The following is a 17,496-nucleotide window of genomic DNA, read 5'->3' on the forward strand; positions in this document are numbered from 1 at the left end:
GATCACAGTCTTCATCATCCCCCCTTTTGGATGTGAAGGACGCCCAGAAGATTGAATTCACCTGCCGTCGTCGGTGTGTCGAGGTGCACGGTATAGCGTACGGTGCCGGGCATCGCAAAACATAGGCTGATGCCTTTATTAGGAGCAAGCCGCGTCGCATTCGCGACTCCGGCAACACCAAAGCCCCGTTCACAGCTCACCTGTTCCTGTATCGGCTCCAAGAAGATAATACTCACCGGTCCCTGTTGTCGATTCACCCATCGGACTTCATCGCCAGGTGCGAGTGTCAGTTCAGGTGGAGCAACCGCTGTTCCAATAACAATCTCTTCCACCTTACCAGTTTGACTTGTGCTCGGCAGACGACTCATGCACCCGATCTCAAGCGATGTGGCGACCAGCACGGCGAGGCTAGTTATGATTAACGTGACATGACCAGCTATGAATTTCATCCGTTATGGCCTCCTTTCATGTATCCCAAACGATGTCCAAACGGCAGCGATGGTGACTGACAATAGCCACAAATTGCTATCGGCTCGAGTCCTTAGCCCGATCCACCTAGAATGTGGACGAGGATGAACATCCGTGCAGGCGAAGTGAAGAAGCCACAAGAAAACAAAAGGTTAGGTATGAGCCGTAGGTAGGTGCCGGACACCTCATTGCGCGCCATTGGGATATATTTACCTAGTCATAGTCATATAAACGTATAACAGTCAGTAGGAGAAGGTTAGGCGATGAGTGCCCCATCGCTGTGACGCGATGGCCGGCCGTCCCTCCTGTCGGTTGGCCATCCTTCTTCTATAGGTGACCTTACAGGCACCGTAACATCTGTGTCGCTGTGCTCCGGTGCAGACGCAACTTGCATCACTAAGAAGTCAGGAGACCATCATGAGCCATACACTATGCCTTGACGGCTTACCACCATGGGTAACATCTGGCCAACTCAACCTGCTGTGCTTACTCTATGGCCAAACGATTTCAGCACAAGTAATTACTGATAGCGACGGACGGTCGCTTCAGTTTGGCATCGTAGAAATGGCGACGGAAGAAGACGCACGACAGGTGATCACGGCGTTAGATGGAACGGATGAGTTGGACGCAACGAGCAGGATTGTCTATGTGGCGAAGATTTGTCGAGAAGACGACAGCCTATCGCACCTCCAGGCTTCGGAATCACGGGATGGAGCGCTGGTCTTCGGTTAGTGGACGTTTTCCCTTGAATAGCCATTCCTCTCTTTCTGGCCATACGAATTTTCTAACGAGAATTGAGAATCGAAATGTCTGCAATGAGGCTATACGAAAATCACTGCGGCCGACCGATCGGATGCCGTCCGTCCAGCGCAACTACATCTGACCCGCTGATGGCATGTCGCCGAATTTTACCTGCGAAAACTAATCACCTTCTCTCTCTGCCGTGATTCCACTTCCTTTGGTCGTTTGAGCAATCCTGCTGTGGGTTTCGCTCCAAACGTTGGCTCTCTATATTAATTCCTGTCCGACAATCCACAGGGGCTGGCGTTAACTGTAGAGGGAGTACGACAAAAAAATCATGGTTCGCTTGATTGTTAAGAAATACGACTGTGGTAGTGTTGCACTGAGGCCAAAGCCAGGTTGGAAAGAGAATTCGAAACGTTCTGAAGTGAAAGCTTCACGAACGCGAGAAAACTCAAACTGACAAGACTTTGACCTCTTTTTTTTTAAGGGGGTCTGGGGCTTACTATCAGGGCAGCATTTGGTCAGCAGGTTTAGCCGTATGGGGACGAGTGAGAAAATGGGGGGAGAATATGGCTACGTCGTTAGACGATTTACTGAAACTGAAAGGCGTCATTGCTGCTGGAGAGTTTTCATCGGATGGCAAGCTGATCGATTACCATGGCAGACAGGATCTGCCGCAAGACGTCCTCAACCTCACCGCTCAGTTTGCGGCAGCCGTGACCCAACTCTTGGCCGCACTGGCCGCTGCACACACCAAAATCAGCGGGCTAAATTGGCTGCCGGAGAAAGGATGGGCATATTCCGGTGGTGATATGACGATTGCAGTCGGCGGTCATCGTGGTGTGTTCGTAAAGACGGCAGAGGCCGACTTCAATCAACTCTTTGAGGCACTTGTCGGCCCTCGCCGGTAGTGGCGCCGTAGGGCTGCAATGGTGATGTGAACTTACTAAGCTTCGAATAGAGTGAGCTGCTGCCGGTTTTGGTCTGACACCAACCTCCGCGAGTGCGTTTTCACACACTACTCTCTGGTCGCTCCCGCACACACTGCTTCTCCAATGACTGGCTGCAAGCGTTAGCCACGCTTCCCATGCTCGTTGATCGTGGTTCGAATATTGCGTCTCGTCATAGATGGATGGACTACCAAAATATTCGGGAGAGATTGCGAGTGGAAGAGCGTCACCGGTTGGCTCTTGAACTTCACGATAACGTCGCACAATTTCTTTCTCTCGCCAAGCTACAACTTATCCGCATTCAACAGACTCTCCGGGACCCTCTTGATCCGGCCAAGCAGGCCTGGCTTCAAACCACTGTGGATTCGTTGATCCCAGAGCTTGATGGTGCGATGCGAGCGGTCCAAGAAGAGGTGTTTGTACTCAACCCCGCTGGACTTGCAGAAGTTGGTGTGATTGCGACGTTAGAAGAGGACTGTGAGGTATTTAGTCGGCGTACAGGGATTCAATGTGACCGACACTGTGAACCTCTGGACCTGGACGCCGAGCGCGGAGTATTAGTGGTGCTGATCGTACGGGAAGCGTTGGCGAACATTGCCCGACACTCCCGTGCCACAACCGCTGAAGTGACCGTGCAACGGCGTGGGGGACAGGGCTTCCTAGCAGTTGACGACAATGGGATTGGGATTGATCCACTTCGCCTGAGAGCCGCAGAGAGCTTTGGGATACGAGGCATGGAAGAGCGAGCGCGGACACTCGGAGGCGAATTGCTGATCGAGAGTACACCGGCTGAAGGGACACGCCTCACCGTATCCTTCCCTCTGGCCCCTCGCTAGAAAAATACATCCCGCCCTGACTGATAACCCTGACCGCCTCAATGAGTTCAGTGCTGAGGCGAGCCTTGGAGACAAACCCGTCTGCCCCGGCCGATTGCCATGACTTGGCCGGGATATCAGCCGCAAAGGAAATGACCAAGATGGGCAGATTCGGATAGCGGCCCTGGATCGTTCGCACAGTTTGCAATTTGGTGTGCTGAGGAAGGCGGAGATCAAGAACAAGGACATCCCATTCGTGGAGCCGCAGTTGGTCCCACAATTCCTCCGCGCTGGCCGCATCTTCGCACAGAACCTTATTCGACCGTAAGTGTTCCAGCAGAGCGGCACGAAGCGAGTGATGCCTAACGGCTAGGAGGGCACGAACCATAGGTCTCGCTCAAGAATAGTCCTGTTAGGCCAGCTTGATGAAATAAACGATAGCAATGTGTGGGTGGAACAGCCGGAGGGATGGAGACACACAACGTCCTTCCGGTCCACCATGAACCATAAAGGACGCCGTTGTCCTGAAGATCGAGTCTACGTAAAGGCAACGACATTGTCGCCCTTACTTCGGTATCCTTATAGGGAAGCTGATTCGGCAAGTCAAGGTTCACAGGGAAAGGTTGCGGATGGCTAAGGATTCGGCAGGAGGACAGAATAAATTACACATCCTGATATTTTTGCCAGGTTGTCTTTCTCACTGAGTCCGTGTCGCGCATAACATCCTCTCTAAATCGTTGGTGCGCTTTGAGGACAGCCACCTTGGTACGAACACATGACATCTCGCCTCCGTCTTACGGCACACCCGCCCTCATCCTGATATCCAGCTGGACCACGAGCGAATAACTATGGACGCATGGATGACATGGAGCTGCGCGGCAATTCAGAATTGTTTGATCTGCTCGTCAAGAACGTCAATGGGTTGGCGATCTTCACACTCGATGCTGAGGGCCGCGTAGCGAGCTGGAACGAATCTGCCGAACAGCTTCTAGGATATCAGGACAACGAAATTGTGGGCCAAAGGGCGGACCTGTTTTTTACCGCTGAAGACCGGGCGAAGCAGGAACCAGAGAAGGAACTGGCGACGGCTGTCGCAGTCGGGCAGGCCAGCGATGATCGCTGGATCGTACGAAAGGATCACTCGCAGTTTTGGTGCAGCGGCTTAACCATAGCGTTACAAGGGGGGACGCTTCGGGGATTCGCGAAGGTGATGCGCGATCAGACGGACATGAAGCAGGCACTCGACGAAGTCACCCGTTTAAACCACCAGCTACAGGACACGATACGTACCCTCAATCGGGCGCAAGAGACTCTTTACGACAAAGTCCGGGACTTGGAGAAGTTTGAAGAGGCCGTGGTGGGACGGGAGCTGGAAATGATTAAAATTAAGAAACGCCTTCAAGATACCGAAGCCGAATTAGAACGGCTCCAGCGGAAAGATTCGTAATCTTCTTTCTGCCCACCGTTCCTGTCTGCACGCGATGCCCCTCAGTGACAGCCTGTCGGCGATTCACCTATTAGCGGGAAGCCAGGCGCTTTAACACACCTTCACGGGACTCTTGTTGCTTCACCATTTAAGCGATGGTGAGCGACGTCCAGACGCGCGTGCGCCATATTGGCATGTTTCCAAAGCCGGTCCAGTGCGCTTTCCAGGCTGGCGAGGCAGGCTGCTCAACGGGATTGAGAACGATCGCAGGCTCTGGGGAGTGGCACAGGAGTAAGTTCGGGAACCGGCAGTGGGAAAATGGGGTCAGCACGGTGATATGGACACGACGGTCTGCCCCTTTGCAAATTTGCCCGAACCGAAGAATGCCCGCCGGCTGAGTAGGGCGCTTCCTGCCCGCCCACTTCTTGCATCGGGGGGCGTATGCACGATTAGCAATGGCCCTTTGACGCCCACCGTGACATTCGCATTCCTGGAATGCATTGAGCGACATGAGTCGGTCGTTCCCCTTCAGGGTGTGTTTGCCAGCAACGTCGCCACCCATGCGGGGTTTTGGGCTAAGACCGAGCTGGCTCACGCCCCCTCTCGTATGACGCTGAGCGGATCTTTATCGTCGCGCAAGCCGACAAATCTGGAATGCCGCAAATGGTTGTTCTCGGTCCATTCCGCAAATTCCACCTGGGCGACTAACTCTGGCTTGAGCCATCGACAGGTCTTCATCACGTCCGCCGTTAAAGCCATGCCCCGGCGGGCATTCTTCGGTTCGGGCAAATTTGCAAAGGGGCAGACCGCCGTGTCCAGTCTCTTGAACCGTTTTGCTAGGTCGGCCTTCACGCTGGGTACAAAGCCATTCCGAATATTGCCTACGAACAGAAGCCTGTCCTTTTCATAATACCCCACTAGGAGGGCGTCGAATGTCGGTGTACCGGGCAAGTACCCTCCGATCACCAGTTCTTGACCGTGGTGAATTTTGTATTTGGCCCACACCCCCGTCCGTTCACCGGATTGATAGGGGCTGTTCACGTCTTTCGCGATCAGCCCTTCAAGCCCGTGCTCCTTCGCCGCGGCAATCAACGCATCTACGCTGGCCTTCAAAGGCTGGGACAAGCGTATCGGCTCGGGGACTCGGTCAACGGCAAGCTCTAACAGATGCCGTCTCTTACTCAATGGTAGACTGACGAGGCTTTTCCCCGCGTACGCGAGCACGTCAAACACGTACAACACGATGGTGCTCGCCGCGCTCCGGTGGTTCTGGAGCAGGTTAAATGAGGGCCGGCCTTGCTCATCCAGGGCCACGATTTCGCCGTCCAGGACGGTGCCGTCCTGCAGGGCTTCTAAGGCCGACGCGATCTTCGGAAACTGTGTGTTCAAGACGTTGTTGCGCCGAGACAGCAGCTGCACGCCTCGTTCTGTTTTGAATGCCAGGGCCCGGTACCCGTCGAGCTTGATTTCATACTGCCATTGCGGGCCTTGCGGCAGCGTCGAAACGGGATGAGCGAGCATCGGCTCGATGAATGCCATCGTGGCCGGTGGGAGGTTCTCGATATCGATCAGGTGATGCGGCGTCTCGGTAGGTGGCCTCGTGTCTTTATGTGGCGTCTTAGAGGAGGTTCGATGACTGTGCCACTGGGCATCATCAGCCATGGTAATTTCTGCCATGGTGCGACCCGAGAATGCCGATTCGTCCTCCTTGTGACGGGACAACACCTTCATTGCCGCGTCGGTTTTTGTGATGGACCAATATCGTTCACCCCGCTCGCGGTCTCTCGATAGGAGCCATTCGCCAGTGAGTTTCTTCCCGTCCAAGAAGATATGCAGCCTCCCCTTGTAGTAGTTCCCTTCAATGATGTCCCAGGTGCCGATATCCCAGACCATGACGGTGCCGCCGCCATACTCGCCCTTCAGGATGGTGCCCTCGAAGCTGAGATAGTCCAGTGGATGGTCTTCGGTGGCGTTCGCTGTCCGCGGCTCATTCAAGGCATAGGGCATCCCTTTGGGGACGGCCCAGGACTTGAGCACACCGTGCATTTCCAAACGCAAATCATAATGCAGGTGACTGGCGGCATGTTTCTGGATGACGAATCTTCGCCGTCCGCCTTGGCGGCTACGACGCGGGAGCCCCGACGGTTCCGGCGTCTTCACGAAATTCCGCTTCTCTCGGTACGCCTCCAAGGCGCGAGAGACGGCAGGGTTGCGGTCGTGGGGCTGTTTGAATGCAGCGGGTAACTCTTGCTCTACAGTCAGTAAGGGAGTAAACAGATCTCCCTGCGCCCGAAGGCGTCGTAATGCCGCATCCGGCGAGAAATAGAGCTGGCTGGAATTCCCTACTGATAGCGCTCGCCGTAGGTCATCCCATCTCACAGGCATCGACACCGACGGCTCATCCCGCTTGGCGCGGAGCGAGTAGACCGCCACTGTGGTCTTTTTCTCATGGTTTTGGCTCCAATCGATCAGCACCTTTCCCCTTCGTAGCGCCTTCGCCATATTGGAGACGACCTGACCCTGATGCTCCTGTTCAAGGAACTGCGCCATGGTTTTGGCAAACGGCTCCGTTTCCTGATACGTCACGGATGTGTTCAATGGCACGTATACTTGCATGCCCTTGGACCCGGACATCTTGGCGCATGATTGCAACCCGAGCTGTTCCAACACGTCTTTGAGCCAGAGCGCGACTTGCGCGCACGTGAGGATGTCGGCTCCTTCGCCAGGATCAAGGTCAAAGACAATGGAAGTGGGACGCTGTAACTCCGGTACCTGGTGCAAAAAGGGATGGATCTCCACATTGGCCAGATTTGCGGCCCATGCCAGCGTTCGGGCATCGTTCAGCAGGATGTACCGTATCTGGCCGCCGCTTTTCCGGTCGACGGTGAACGTCTGCACCCAGGCGGGCGTGAAGCTCGGCGCGTTTTTTTCATAGAAAAACTCCCCCTGGACACCATCCGGGTACCGCTTCATGGTGACGGGCCGATCCCGAAGGTGGGGGAGGATGAACGGCGCAACCTGGATGTAATAGCCAACGATCTGGCCCTTGGTATAGCCGGAGGGATAAAGAGCCTTGGTGGGGTTCGAAATTTGGACGTTCAGGGTGTCTAGCCCGGGCGGCTGCTCCATCGAAGGGCGTGGACGTGTGCGGCGGGTCGCCATGAGGACATTCTAGCAGCGGACGATCGCGTGCGATAAGGCGCGAGCTACCAGTGAGTGGCATGTAAGGCAATCGCAGCGCCATCGATTGTCAGCCTCCCACGTCGTGACGCGTGATACTAGTACTGTCCTAGCGTTGCAACTGAAGCATCGATGTGATGATCCGATAACGATGATGAATTTCGAGACACGGTCGGTCAAGAAAGATACGAATGCAGTCGACCGCCGCATCAGCAACGGGGCGCGGCTGTCCACCACCGTGGAGCGTATCCGGCAACGGTTTGGTGTCAGCGTCGTCACGTGAGGGCGCACTCGGCGCTAGTCTTTCGACAATGGCCAGATAGCCGCCTCGTACTCCGCCTAGCGCCGAGTTGTGGCACTTTTCTCGAGACAAAGAGGGATAGGACATGAGAATACTTTCCGCTCTGCTTGTCGGCCTCTTTTCCGGATTTCTTATCTATATGATCTTCGGCCTCATTATAGGCCCGAGGGAAGTTGCCTCGCCGTTTATCATGGCCACATTTTTGGGGGGCTGGGCCCTAACAACGTACGCGGTTCTCAATGGAGCCGCGACCGTGGCCAAGGTGTGGTCGATCGGTGGCCTTCTAGGGGCCGTAGAGTGGATACTCCTCGGTCTCGCAATGTTGCTGTATGGCGGCAACACTTTTGCTGAAAAGCCGACCTCTGGTGCGGGATTCACTTCTATGATCGGGATAGGGATAGCTCTGCTCATGGCGATACCATGCCTGATCATTTACCTCAAGGCTGGCCGCATTGCGGGTGAGGGTCTCCCAGACACTGCCCGCGTCAAATGTCCGCAGTGTGCAGAACCGATTGGATCAGAAGGGAAGAATTGTCGAGTCTGTGGCTATACGATCAAATCCTAGAACGACACCATATCGTCTCTCACATACTTGTTGCGGTACTGCCCCAAGGCCGATTGCTATTCGCGCGGCTCCCATGACCTGGTAATCGGTTGCCCACTGGATTAGTCGTAAGCGCCGTGCCGACCTGCGTACCAGCGGTGTGGCACCTATCTTCGAGACAAAGAGGGTCATGACCATGATGCCCGACGTACCCCACCGCATTGGAGATATATATCGTGACGATCCGAAGTACGACATGGATGCGACGCTCAAAGGAGCCGGTGTGTTGTCGGACAGATGGCGGGTGGGATCTCTCTTGGTCCGCAAGGGAGCGTGGTATATCGGCATCGTGACGGATACGAATCTGAACCACAAAGCCGTGGCCAAAGGTCTAGATGCGTCGACACCCACCGTCAACGCGTATGATGAAACCCCTCATCAGCCTGGACCAAACGGATCACATGACGGCCGCTATCTCATTAATGAAGGAGCATGGCATTCGTCACTTCGCCATCACTGAAGGTGAGCAAATCATAGGCGTCGTGTCGGTGCCCCGATGGCGTCCGATATACTCAGATCTCGCTCCAGAGATGCAAGATCTCGCACGGCTCACGAACAGTAACCCGGAGACTTCGTAGTACTCAGGCGGTGCCTGTGAACAATACCTAATGCACAGCTTGTTCAACATGGTGTTGGCGGGTGGAAAAGGGGAACGACTCTATCCACTCATCGACAATGGCTTGGATGATCTTGTCGCCGACTCCCGTCATAACATAGCGCTCATCAATAGCATCGGCGTCTCTGATAATGTACTTCTCTAACATGTCTAACTGATCGGAGTAGACAATCTTGCCATTCTTATCAAGCTCCACAGGATGAAAAAAGCGATCTTCTCGTTCTTCGCCGCCCAATCTCTGCCTATTTGCATTCAGCCACTGTTTCCGCTACGGTTGCGGGGTCGTCTGCGGTGCGGGCTGCGATGAAGGGTGTAGAGACTCGCTCTGAGCTTCCTCTGCCGTGCCGAGAAAATGAACCGGCTCTTGGCCCCTCAGATGTGCTGGCCGGATAATGTAAGTTCCACAGATGCTGGTTGTCCATACAGCTTTAGCGGTCTCTTGATTTCCCGCAGAGAAAACGTATCCCATGCCTCCCACAATGGCGCCTGTGAGGGCGAACGCACTTTTCCCGACGATGTAAGGGATCGTAAGAGCCCAGCTCGCCAGATGAACACCCACCCCTTCTGACCGCTTCCCATACGTTTGATCATCCGCTAAAGTTGATCCAGGGAAAATCAGGATCAGACTGATGAATGAAGCTATCACGGCTGAGGCAATGGCTGGCTTCCATCTTACTAACAGTCGGTATTGAGAAGGCAGCATGATGCCCAGTATCCCATGTCTGTGGCAAAGCGCACGGTCAAACGTACCAGGCTTCACCGATAGGGCACGATGCCAAACATTTCGGTTGCACATCGCCGAGACCCGACATCCTGGTGTGCATTACATAGCCCACGCCGCCCGAGCGAGGTAGTATTCAGGCTGAACGCTACGGCGTGCGAGAGCTGTGGTCAGGCCCTTCAATGTAACGTGAGGAATTGTGCTCTTCCCTCAAGTATCTAACGTCACCGCGCTCCTTGTCCTGACCGCATTTTCCCGCTGCCGGTTCCTGAACTTACTCCTGTTCCGCTCCCAAGGGCTCGAGACCGTTCGCAATCCCGTTGCGCAGCTTGTTGCGTCGTGTCACCCCCAAACCCTGTCCCGGCTTCAATCTCCTTGCAGTCTTTCGGCACAGGCAGCCGCTGCTCTTGGCCCGTAGGATGCTTGTCCGTACTGGTGCTGCCAGGCTCGTCTCGCTGTTTGGTCAGGGCACTACCATCGACTCTATCGGCCCAACTGATGCCCGATGCACCAATAGAAACAGCGAACGAGATGATCGGGAATGCTATAGCGATGACGTTCACGATGACCTGCTACACAGGTGAGACTTTTGTGCACCGCACTGCCCTTACCATAGGCCTTGTTCTGTTCTCACAACGGCGCCACTTTATCGCTGAATGTAACAATTGTACGGCGGCGAGGGCATCAGTCAGAGCCCATACCCCGTGTCCGTCCTCATCGCTTAAGTCGGGTTCATAGCACGGACAAGCGGACAAGATATTCCGCCCTGGGGGTCGAACATGGGGGATCATCTGGTTACTGATCAGTGAGGCGTTTTTCATCGGCGGCTTTGGAAACATCATTACGGTTTTCGGGGCATGAGGCACTGCGGCTCGTCCGAAACGACGGGTATCATCTGATCATTGTTGATTGGCGGATGCCAGGTATAGATGGGATCACGTTTCCAAGAGTGGTGCCCATCATTCTGCTGACCGGGCAGCACGATGGGGATATGGTCAGGTCCGCAGAGGCCAATGGTGCTTATGCCATACTTCAGGAGCCGATTGAGAGAGAGGAGTTGCCCAGCTATATCAGTCAAGCACTGCGCGTTGAAGAGTTATCAGAACCGTGCGAGACGGATGAGGTGTAGAAGCCTGTCGAAACCGTGATTTGAAATAACTATTAGGCATTTGGTCTAGTTTGCCTTGTAATGCTCCGCTAATGTTTCACCTGTCTACGACGGCACACAGAAGAACCGATTATCTTCCTGCGCTGCATTAGTTGTGGCAACCCATTGGACTCGGCGATTCGTTTGATCAGCTCGTAACAACCATCCAGGTGGAACACGACGGGCTCAAGAGAGCCTCATGATGCTCGAATGAATAGCGGCACGGTGCACATCCGTAGCGCCAAAGGTCGAATCATTCACTATCTAATTGATTGCCTGCCCAGTTCTGCCACATGCAACGCCGCCGATGACCGACATTGTGCAACGGGTTTCCTCGTTCAAGACACTAATTCGGCCCACCACCCCTTTTGCCGCTTTTGGGGCTAAGGCGGGCGATGGTTTGTTCGTCACCATCCTCGGAGACAGTAGACGGCGCACTCTGCTCCTGCCCGGATTGCGATGTCGTCGTGATCTCTTCTTTGGACGTTCCCCGTGGAGGAACGCGCTCCTGATTCTTTTTTTCCTCTTCGAGCGCAAAATGTGTGATGAGCTGGCCCGGGTTTGATGGACACCTCAAAAGGGGGCACAATGGCCTCCAGGGAGGTGGGCAATGGGGCAGCGACGACGGTTCACCCCGGAATTCAAACGACAAGCCGTGCAACTCTTGAACGCGGGGCAACGGCCCGCGGCCGAGATCGCCCGTGAATTGGGCATCCCGCGCAATCGTCTCTATAAATGGCAAAAAGAAGTCGTCGCGCACGGCGGCGCCTTCCCGGGGTCGGGGCGTCAGGCGGAACCGGCGGCCGAGCTGGCCCGGTTGCGGCGTGAACTGGCGCGCGTCACGGAGGAGCGAGACATTTTAAAAAAAGCCGCCGCGTACTTTGCGAGGGAGTCCACGTGAGATATGCATTTATCCGGACTCAGGAACCGCACCATGGGGTAACGCGGCTCTGTGCGGCCCTGGCCGTCAGTCGGAGCGGCTACTACGCCTGGCGAGACCGCGCCCCCAGTGCGCGCGCCGTCGCGGATCAGCGATTGCTCCCCCTTCTCCACCAGCTCCATCAAGAGATGCGGGAAGAGTATGGAGCGATCAAACTCTGGCGAGAGGCCACGCGCCGGGGCCTTCGGTGTGGGCGGCATCGGGTCGTGCGCCTGCGCAAGCTCGGCGGGCTGGAGGCCAAACGGGTGCGCCGCTTCCGTGTCATCGTCGAACACCATCACTTGCCGCCCCCCGCTCCCAACGTCTTACAGCAGCGCTTTGCGACGACCGGGCTGAATCGCGTCTGGGTCGGAGATTTCACCATGGTCGCCACACGGACAGGGTGGCTCTATGTGGCAGTCCTCCTGGATTTGTATTCACGGCGGGTCATTGGCTGGGCCATGAAGAGCCAACCGGACCAACAGCTGACGCTGGATGCTCTCGCGATGGCCGTCCGTCAACGGCGCATTCGACCGGGCCTCATTCATCATTCAGATCAGGGCGCTCAATACAGCGCTCTCGCGTATCAACGACAACTCACGACGCTTGGCATGATCCCAAGCATGAGTCGCAAAGGCAATTGCTACGATAATGCGGTGGCGGAGAGCTTCTTCAGTACCCTGAAGAATGAACTCGTCCATCATCAGACGTATCACACGAGAGAGGAGGCAAGCCGCGATATCTTTGCGTTCATCGAAGGGTTCTACAATCGCCAGCGGCTGCACCAGAGCCTCGGGTATCTCAGTTCGCTGGCATTCGAGCGACGGATCAGTGACCCTTAACTTGGTGTCCACGGAATCCGGGCTAGCTCATGACGCCCGTCTTTTTGGTCGGGTCTTTTAACTCTGCCATGTCTCTAATCTCCTATAAGATTAGGCACTATCCTGAGATTTGCCATCGATCGGCGTAGCGAACTAGTGTCCCTTCTTCCCATGTTCCCGTTCTTTCTCTTCTCGGCTTTTCTGAGGCGTCTGCCCCGCTTCCTCTTGCTTTGTACTGGAACTCAGACCCTGGGGTGACTCCTTGCCTTCCTGTTGTTCCTTCATGCGCTCCTGGTGCATCATTTCTTGGGATTGCTGGGTTCCACCTTTGCCAGACGCGCCGCCCGACATTCCCCCCGATCCACTCTGCGCGAAGCCAAGTGGTGTATTTGTGAATAGCAGCACGGTTGCTACGCCAAGTGTCGTCAGACGAGTCATAAAGCACCTCCTTCTTGTTAGTATCGTACGACCTAACCGCGATAACAAAATATCAGTCACGCTTGCCCTTGACTGTGAGGGTCGCCTGACATCGGGAGATGCTTAAAGCTATGGCACCTGGCTTAGGTGTCGCCTGCATGCCTACACTTTCCAGGCGCACCCACGAGTACGATGAATGATGGTGTGGCTAAGGACGATTAGAATGAAGCGGAATTATGAAAAGGAGATGTATACGTGGCGGACGATCATTCTGATTTAGACGAGGCCAACGTACAGCGAGCGAAAGAAGAGGAACGCTATCGAGATGAAGTCAGTCAAGGCGGACATGGCGCCCATAAACCCTGCGAGAAGTTTCCCATAGAAGAAGCAAACGAGCAGGGCGTTCTGAATGAAAGCCAGGGGGGCGCTGCAAAAAAGTCACCATAACACCGGCCGTTTCCCGAAAATGCCTGCACCGGCTCCTGCCCCGCAGCTCCCGTCGCCACCGTCCCCCCACATTGGCCCCAATCCCAAGCTCCTGAGCGATTTGGCGCACCGTCACCACAGGCGCGCCGAGCATTGCCACTGCTTCATGCTTGTACTCGGCTGAAAACTTCCGCCTCTGTCCCAGACACCCCTCCTGCCCCAATTTGACCTTAACCAGGTGTCCAGGAATTCCGGGCTGGCTCAGAACCCCTCTAGCGGGCAACGAGTCGGGCGGACAATACGACTAAAGGCGAGGTCCAGTGAAAAGGTCTGATAGTTTTTTCCTCTACTGCCACTGGTCGTACATCTTCAGAAGCATTGGCAGTTCGTAGCGGCCTGCTAGGCTTATTGAAGAATTGATGTGGAGGTAGACCATGGAACGACGCCTTATTGAATTATCAGGGACACCGCTTGCCTTATTGTTGCTCGCCGCGGTGGCATCCAATGTTCACGCTATGGAGCAACCGATCGGACAATTTACTGTCGTCAAGGGGAATGTGACCGTAACGCATGCTGCCGCTCCCAATGTCCGGCAACACGTGGCTCCGCTGACTCAGGTTCTCTTTCATGATGAGGTCCAGACCGAGTCGAAGGCCCATACCAAAGCATTGTTTGTTGATGACACGCTATTGACGGTTGGTGAGAACACACGGATTCAGATCGACGAATACGTATTTAACCCTCATGTGGATCAGCGCAGCGTCATCGTGAACATGATTGCAGGACACGTGCGGGCGCTAGTGGGAAAACACTTTGCCGGTCCCGGATCACGGTTTGAGATCCATACGCCCACGGCCGTCGCTGCGGCTCGTGGCACGTATTTTATCGTTTGGATCGAGAATGATGGGACAACGGGAATGGCAAACATTGGTGACAAGGGTGATGTAGCTTTTTCGGCCGGTGGCCAGATGGTCGTGGTGAAGCCGGGCTATTACTCCATGGCGGTGGATGGAACTCCTCCCACCACTCCTTCCATCCTCACTGATGCGCCGAAGATCTCCAATGTCGTTGCAGCCACTGACGTCCGAGAAGAACTTCAGACGAATTCAACGAAGGCCACCCTCCACGCCGTTGGTCCCGGCCTCACTCCTATGCCGGCTTTTGCCAGCGTCCCCATGCCCGGGGTGGCGGATCCGGTCGTTGCCTCCACATCGAGTCTTCCTGTGGCCGCTTCTTCAACGATTACGGGGGTGGTGTCCACAGGAACGTCTGTCGTGACATCTACTGTGCAGACTGTCGCGGGCCTCGCGGCGCCGAGTGCACCGGCCATAGGAGCCATAACATCGACGATTGCCGCTGTCACCCCCGTCGTGACAACAATCACCGCGCCGGTGGCCCCGGTTGTGACGACGATCATCGCACCGGTGGCCCCGGCCGTGACGGCGGTCGCTCAAGCGGTCCCCATCACGCCTCCGAATGTGATATCGGCACTGCCTGTGGTCAATGGCCTCTTGCACTAACGAAGCCGGCAGACGTCACTGTCCTCAATGGTCGTACGACTATCGTTCTATAGGCATCTCACTGAAGGTCGCTATGCTTTATCACATGGGTCATGTAGTGGACCAAAGGACCGGGAGGTATCGGCTCATTACAAAATCAGCATGTCGCAGCAAATAAGATCATGCCACGGCGAATATCAATCGAGGATGGTAGGAAATGGAAAAAGTGGCCAATCGATATCTTGAGGCAGTCGGTCGGATTAGTGAAAGCCTTTACACCCGTACCGACGTTAAAGATGCTGTTCACTACACCATATCAACCGCCGTCGAACTGGTCGATGCTGATGCCGGAGCGGTGTTTCTAGTCAATGCCGAGAGACGGCAACTCGTATTCTTCGACGCTGTGGGTCCTACGGCTTCCACAGTGATCGGGACGTCCATTCCCTGGAGCCATGGATTAGCCGGCGCCGTCTTTACGTCCGGGCAAGCCGAAATCGTGACAGACGTGGAGGGCGATTCGCGACACCTGTCCATCGTGGACGCCACGACGGGCTATACCACGCGGCAGATGATTGTCGTTCCCTTGAAGCGCTGGAATGGTCAGCCGCTAGGGGTGCTCGAAATTCTCAACAAGAAAGAAGGTGTGTTTACAAAAGAAGATGCGGATATCCTTGCCATCTTAAGCGCGCTCGCCACGGCGGTGATCGAACAAATGCAGACGACTGAGGCCCTTCGCCAAAGTGAGGCTCAGTTACGGGAAGCTCAAAAGATGGAGGCCATAGGCGCCCTCGCAGGCGGTATTGCGCACGACTTTAACAACCTCGTGACCGTCATTATGGGCTACTCCGAGATGCTCCTCTCCGCGTCGTTCGATGAAGCCAGGTGGAGGCGCGACGTGGCACAGATACGCGGGGCTGGACAACGCGCGGCAGGACTCACACGACAATTACTGGCTTTCAGTCGTCGGCAGGTTTTGTGTCCTACAATTGTAGACGTCAACGAGGTCATCCTCAGTATGGCGGGCATGCTGCAGCAGCTTTTGGGCGAGGACATTCAGGTCGTGACGAATCTGGATTCCTTTGCTCAGAACATCGAGATTGATCGCAGTCAGCTAGAACAAGTCATTCTGAACCTCGCCGTCAATGCCCGTGATGCCATGGAGCACGGTGGCCGGTTGGACTTCCAAACGGGCAATATGCGTGTTTCCGAAGTGAGTCAGCTGCCTGTTTCTCCCGGTCGCTATGTAGCGGTCACCGTGACTGATACGGGCTGCGGTATGGATCCGCTCGTCCAGTCTCAAGTCTTTGAGCCTTTCTTCACGACGAAGCCGGTGGGAAAGGGCACAGGATTAGGCTTGTCGACCGTGTATGGAATCGTGCAACAAAGCGGTGGGGCGATCACGGTCCGGAGCGAAGTGGGGACGGGTACGACGTTTACGATCTATTTGCCCGTAAGTAACAAGGCTGCCGCTCTGTCCAATGACGCCGCGCCGGCTCGGGCCGCCGGAAGTGGGACCATTCTGCTCGTTGAAGACGAACTAGCCGTACGCACACTCGTCGCAAAGATTCTGCGCGACAGCGGATACCAGGTGCTCGAAGCCTCCCATGGCATTGAGGCGCTACAGATCATCCAGACTTGTGGAGACCCTCCTGATCTTATCCTCACCGATGTCGTGATGCCACAGATGAGCGGTCTTGAGCTCATCCAACACGTTCGACAGCGACATGTGAACATTAAGGTTCTTTATATGTCAGGCTATTCCGATCACCCCGCTCTCAAGCAGGATATGCTAACCGGCACAGCGTTTCTCCAAAAACCGTTCACCCCGGAGGGACTCACTGATGTGGTGAGGCAAGTACTACTAGGAAATCAGAAGGCAATAGGTGTGTCGAACAACTCGTCACAGCCCCAGACGATACCGAAACGGCTTGCCTTATCCACCACCCCGTGATCTGGCCTTACCCTGTCCCTCAACCTGGCAGAAACTCCATGGCGGTGTATCTCTCGAAAGAGATAACGCCCTTCGCGACCCCGACTTCGACGAGGGCTTCCAATTCCCACACATTCGAGTGCGTCAGCTCGTCAAAGGCGACTAATTCTTTGTGATCGAGTTTATTGGCCATATAGTTAGCTTCATACGAGGGCATCTACCACAGCATAAACAAGGGGCACTACAATACTCACCACGAAATATCCATCTACTCCACTTTGATTTTGGGCTAAAGGGGCGTCTTCTGGATGGGTTCACGGACAGAACACGCACAATTTCATTCAGCGCCGCAGCGTGCAGGTTGTTGGTCGTGGCCGATAACGGTTGGTGTTATGGTATGAGTCTTCATCGACGACAGCACACGAAGTTCGTCCACGGCTGATTTACGCTGCCCACATGAAGGGGCTCTCATTGCGTCCCTTTTTCGAATTTAACTATCATGGGCAGTCTCC

At 55.2% G+C, this 17,496-nt stretch carries 20 protein-coding genes and 1 pseudogene; 13 read left to right on the forward strand and 8 right to left on the reverse strand.

Annotated features, from left to right (window positions below; genetic code table 11):
• Positions 1-14 precede the first annotated feature (14 nt).
• The gene (locus ACWHYZ_RS02405) at positions 15-449 is read right to left on the reverse strand and encodes a hypothetical protein (RefSeq protein WP_447985704.1); all 435 of its coding nucleotides are present in this window, start codon (positions 447-449) and stop codon (positions 15-17) included.
• Between the two features lie 436 nt (positions 450-885).
• On the opposite strand from ACWHYZ_RS02405, the gene ACWHYZ_RS02410 reads away from it, so the two are divergent.
• From ACWHYZ_RS02410 to ACWHYZ_RS02420, 3 genes are all read left to right on the forward strand, one after another.
• Positions 886-1,200: an RNA-binding protein gene (locus ACWHYZ_RS02410; protein ID WP_447985705.1), complete on the forward strand. Its 315-nt coding sequence runs from the start codon at positions 886-888 to the stop codon at positions 1,198-1,200.
• Between the two features lie 581 nt (positions 1,201-1,781).
• Complete coding sequence (locus ACWHYZ_RS02415) at positions 1,782-2,123, forward strand: DUF2173 family protein (protein WP_447985706.1); 342 nt, start codon at positions 1,782-1,784, stop codon at positions 2,121-2,123.
• A 254-nt stretch (positions 2,124-2,377) separates the two neighbouring features.
• Positions 2,378-2,998 carry a sensor histidine kinase gene (locus ACWHYZ_RS02420; RefSeq protein ID WP_447985707.1) on the forward strand — a complete coding sequence of 207 codons (621 nt, stop codon included), beginning with the start codon at positions 2,378-2,380 and terminating at the stop codon, positions 2,996-2,998.
• On the opposite strand, the gene ACWHYZ_RS02425 is transcribed toward ACWHYZ_RS02420, so the two are convergent.
• Positions 2,967-3,365: a response regulator gene (locus ACWHYZ_RS02425; RefSeq protein WP_447985708.1), complete on the reverse strand. Its 399-nt coding sequence runs from the start codon at positions 3,363-3,365 to the stop codon at positions 2,967-2,969. The two genes, ACWHYZ_RS02420 and ACWHYZ_RS02425, sit on opposite strands and share 32 nt — an antisense overlap.
• Before the next feature lie 468 nt (positions 3,366-3,833).
• On the opposite strand from ACWHYZ_RS02425, the gene ACWHYZ_RS02430 reads away from it, so the two are divergent.
• On the forward strand, positions 3,834-4,424 hold the full coding sequence (locus ACWHYZ_RS02430; protein WP_447985709.1) for a PAS domain-containing protein: 591 nt from the start codon (positions 3,834-3,836) through the stop codon (positions 4,422-4,424).
• Between the two features lie 570 nt (positions 4,425-4,994).
• Here the strand turns inward: ACWHYZ_RS02430 and ligD are convergent.
• Positions 4,995-7,565 carry a non-homologous end-joining DNA ligase gene (gene ligD / locus ACWHYZ_RS02435; RefSeq protein WP_447985710.1) on the reverse strand — a complete coding sequence of 857 codons (2,571 nt, stop codon included), beginning with the start codon at positions 7,563-7,565 and terminating at the stop codon, positions 4,995-4,997.
• A gap of 169 nt (positions 7,566-7,734) precedes the next feature.
• Here ligD and ACWHYZ_RS02440 point away from each other — a divergent pair, with 169 nt between their 5' ends.
• From ACWHYZ_RS02440 to ACWHYZ_RS02455, 4 genes are all read left to right on the forward strand, one after another.
• Positions 7,735-7,866 (forward strand): hypothetical protein, encoded by a 132-nt coding sequence (locus ACWHYZ_RS02440; RefSeq protein WP_447985711.1) that lies wholly within the window; start codon positions 7,735-7,737, stop codon positions 7,864-7,866.
• A gap of 103 nt (positions 7,867-7,969) precedes the next feature.
• Complete coding sequence (locus tag ACWHYZ_RS02445) at positions 7,970-8,449, forward strand: hypothetical protein (RefSeq protein WP_447985712.1); 480 nt, start codon at positions 7,970-7,972, stop codon at positions 8,447-8,449.
• A gap of 169 nt (positions 8,450-8,618) precedes the next feature.
• Positions 8,619-8,948, forward strand: a complete 330-nt coding sequence (locus tag ACWHYZ_RS02450) for a hypothetical protein (RefSeq protein WP_447987648.1) — start codon at positions 8,619-8,621, stop codon at positions 8,946-8,948.
• Positions 8,911-9,066, forward strand: coding sequence for a hypothetical protein (locus tag ACWHYZ_RS02455; protein WP_447987505.1), 156 nt, complete (start codon positions 8,911-8,913; stop codon positions 9,064-9,066). Before ACWHYZ_RS02450 ends, ACWHYZ_RS02455 begins: the two co-directional genes overlap by 38 nt.
• 27 nt (positions 9,067-9,093) lie before the next feature.
• On the opposite strand, the gene ACWHYZ_RS02460 is transcribed toward ACWHYZ_RS02455, so the two are convergent.
• Together ACWHYZ_RS02460 and ACWHYZ_RS02465 are read right to left on the reverse strand one after the other, a co-directional pair.
• Complete coding sequence (locus ACWHYZ_RS02460) at positions 9,094-9,339, reverse strand: hypothetical protein (RefSeq protein WP_447985713.1); 246 nt, start codon at positions 9,337-9,339, stop codon at positions 9,094-9,096.
• A 710-nt stretch (positions 9,340-10,049) separates the two neighbouring features.
• On the reverse strand, positions 10,050-10,388 hold the full coding sequence (locus ACWHYZ_RS02465; RefSeq protein WP_447985714.1) for a hypothetical protein: 339 nt from the start codon (positions 10,386-10,388) through the stop codon (positions 10,050-10,052).
• 242 nt (positions 10,389-10,630) lie between these two features.
• Between ACWHYZ_RS02465 and ACWHYZ_RS02470 the strand changes: the two genes are divergently transcribed.
• Positions 10,631-10,954 carry a response regulator gene (locus tag ACWHYZ_RS02470; RefSeq protein ID WP_447985715.1) on the forward strand — a complete coding sequence of 108 codons (324 nt, stop codon included), beginning with the start codon at positions 10,631-10,633 and terminating at the stop codon, positions 10,952-10,954.
• Positions 10,955-11,582: 628 nt separating this feature from the next.
• A protein-coding gene (locus ACWHYZ_RS02475) for an IS3 family transposase (protein WP_447985716.1) occupies positions 11,583-12,733 on the forward strand; the annotation gives its coding sequence in 2 pieces (ribosomal slippage) (positions 11,583-11,844 and positions 11,844-12,733; 1,152 coding nt in all).
• A 132-nt stretch (positions 12,734-12,865) separates the two neighbouring features.
• Here the strand turns inward: ACWHYZ_RS02475 and ACWHYZ_RS02480 are convergent.
• On the reverse strand, positions 12,866-13,150 hold the full coding sequence (locus ACWHYZ_RS02480; protein ID WP_447985717.1) for a hypothetical protein: 285 nt from the start codon (positions 13,148-13,150) through the stop codon (positions 12,866-12,868).
• 234 nt (positions 13,151-13,384) lie between these two features.
• Here ACWHYZ_RS02480 and ACWHYZ_RS02485 point away from each other — a divergent pair, with 234 nt between their 5' ends.
• Entirely contained in the window at positions 13,385-13,576 is a 192-nt protein-coding gene (locus tag ACWHYZ_RS02485; protein ID WP_447987649.1) for a hypothetical protein, read from the forward strand.
• A 37-nt stretch (positions 13,577-13,613) separates the two neighbouring features.
• On the opposite strand, the pseudogene ACWHYZ_RS02490 reads toward ACWHYZ_RS02485, so the two are convergent.
• Positions 13,614-13,838 (reverse strand): annotated as a pseudogene (locus tag ACWHYZ_RS02490) (transposase); the annotation flags it as partial.
• A gap of 151 nt (positions 13,839-13,989) precedes the next feature.
• Between ACWHYZ_RS02490 and ACWHYZ_RS02495 the strand changes: the two are divergent.
• On the forward strand, positions 13,990-15,075 hold the full coding sequence (locus ACWHYZ_RS02495) for a FecR domain-containing protein (protein WP_447985718.1): 1,086 nt from the start codon (positions 13,990-13,992) through the stop codon (positions 15,073-15,075).
• 196 nt (positions 15,076-15,271) lie between these two features.
• Positions 15,272-17,005 carry an ATP-binding protein gene (locus ACWHYZ_RS02500; protein ID WP_447985719.1) on the forward strand — a complete coding sequence of 578 codons (1,734 nt, stop codon included), beginning with the start codon at positions 15,272-15,274 and terminating at the stop codon, positions 17,003-17,005.
• A 19-nt stretch (positions 17,006-17,024) separates the two neighbouring features.
• Here ACWHYZ_RS02500 and ACWHYZ_RS02505 read toward each other — a convergent pair whose 3' ends face one another.
• Positions 17,025-17,177 carry a hypothetical protein gene (locus ACWHYZ_RS02505; protein ID WP_447985720.1) on the reverse strand — a complete coding sequence of 51 codons (153 nt, stop codon included), beginning with the start codon at positions 17,175-17,177 and terminating at the stop codon, positions 17,025-17,027.
• Positions 17,178-17,496 lie beyond the last annotated feature (319 nt).

The organism is Nitrospira sp. Nam74, from assembly GCF_965152615.1.

Bases quoted from the DNA above. Each gene is read 5' to 3' on its own strand.
- ACWHYZ_RS02480 (WP_447985717.1), bottom strand. From the start codon at position 13,150: ATGACTCGTCTGACGACACTTGGCGTAGCAACCGTGCTGCTATTCACA.
- ACWHYZ_RS02440 (WP_447985711.1), top strand. From the start codon at position 7,735: ATGATGAATTTCGAGACACGGTCGGTCAAGAAAGATACGAATGCAGTC.
- ACWHYZ_RS02505 (WP_447985720.1), bottom strand. From the start codon at position 17,177: ATGGCCAATAAACTCGATCACAAAGAATTAGTCGCCTTTGACGAGCTG.
- ACWHYZ_RS02415 (WP_447985706.1), top strand. From the start codon at position 1,782: ATGGCTACGTCGTTAGACGATTTACTGAAACTGAAAGGCGTCATTGCT.
- ACWHYZ_RS02450 (WP_447987648.1), top strand. From the start codon at position 8,619: ATGACCATGATGCCCGACGTACCCCACCGCATTGGAGATATATATCGT.
- ACWHYZ_RS02495 (WP_447985718.1), top strand. From the start codon at position 13,990: ATGGAACGACGCCTTATTGAATTATCAGGGACACCGCTTGCCTTATTG.
- ACWHYZ_RS02405 (WP_447985704.1), bottom strand. From the start codon at position 449: ATGAAATTCATAGCTGGTCATGTCACGTTAATCATAACTAGCCTCGCC.
- ligD (WP_447985710.1), bottom strand. From the start codon at position 7,565: ATGGCGACCCGCCGCACACGTCCACGCCCTTCGATGGAGCAGCCGCCC.
- ACWHYZ_RS02410 (WP_447985705.1), top strand. From the start codon at position 886: ATGAGCCATACACTATGCCTTGACGGCTTACCACCATGGGTAACATCT.
- ACWHYZ_RS02445 (WP_447985712.1), top strand. From the start codon at position 7,970: ATGAGAATACTTTCCGCTCTGCTTGTCGGCCTCTTTTCCGGATTTCTT.
- ACWHYZ_RS02455 (WP_447987505.1), top strand. From the start codon at position 8,911: ATGAAGGAGCATGGCATTCGTCACTTCGCCATCACTGAAGGTGAGCAA.
- ACWHYZ_RS02425 (WP_447985708.1), bottom strand. From the start codon at position 3,365: ATGGTTCGTGCCCTCCTAGCCGTTAGGCATCACTCGCTTCGTGCCGCT.
- ACWHYZ_RS02430 (WP_447985709.1), top strand. From the start codon at position 3,834: ATGGATGACATGGAGCTGCGCGGCAATTCAGAATTGTTTGATCTGCTC.
- ACWHYZ_RS02500 (WP_447985719.1), top strand. From the start codon at position 15,272: ATGGAAAAAGTGGCCAATCGATATCTTGAGGCAGTCGGTCGGATTAGT.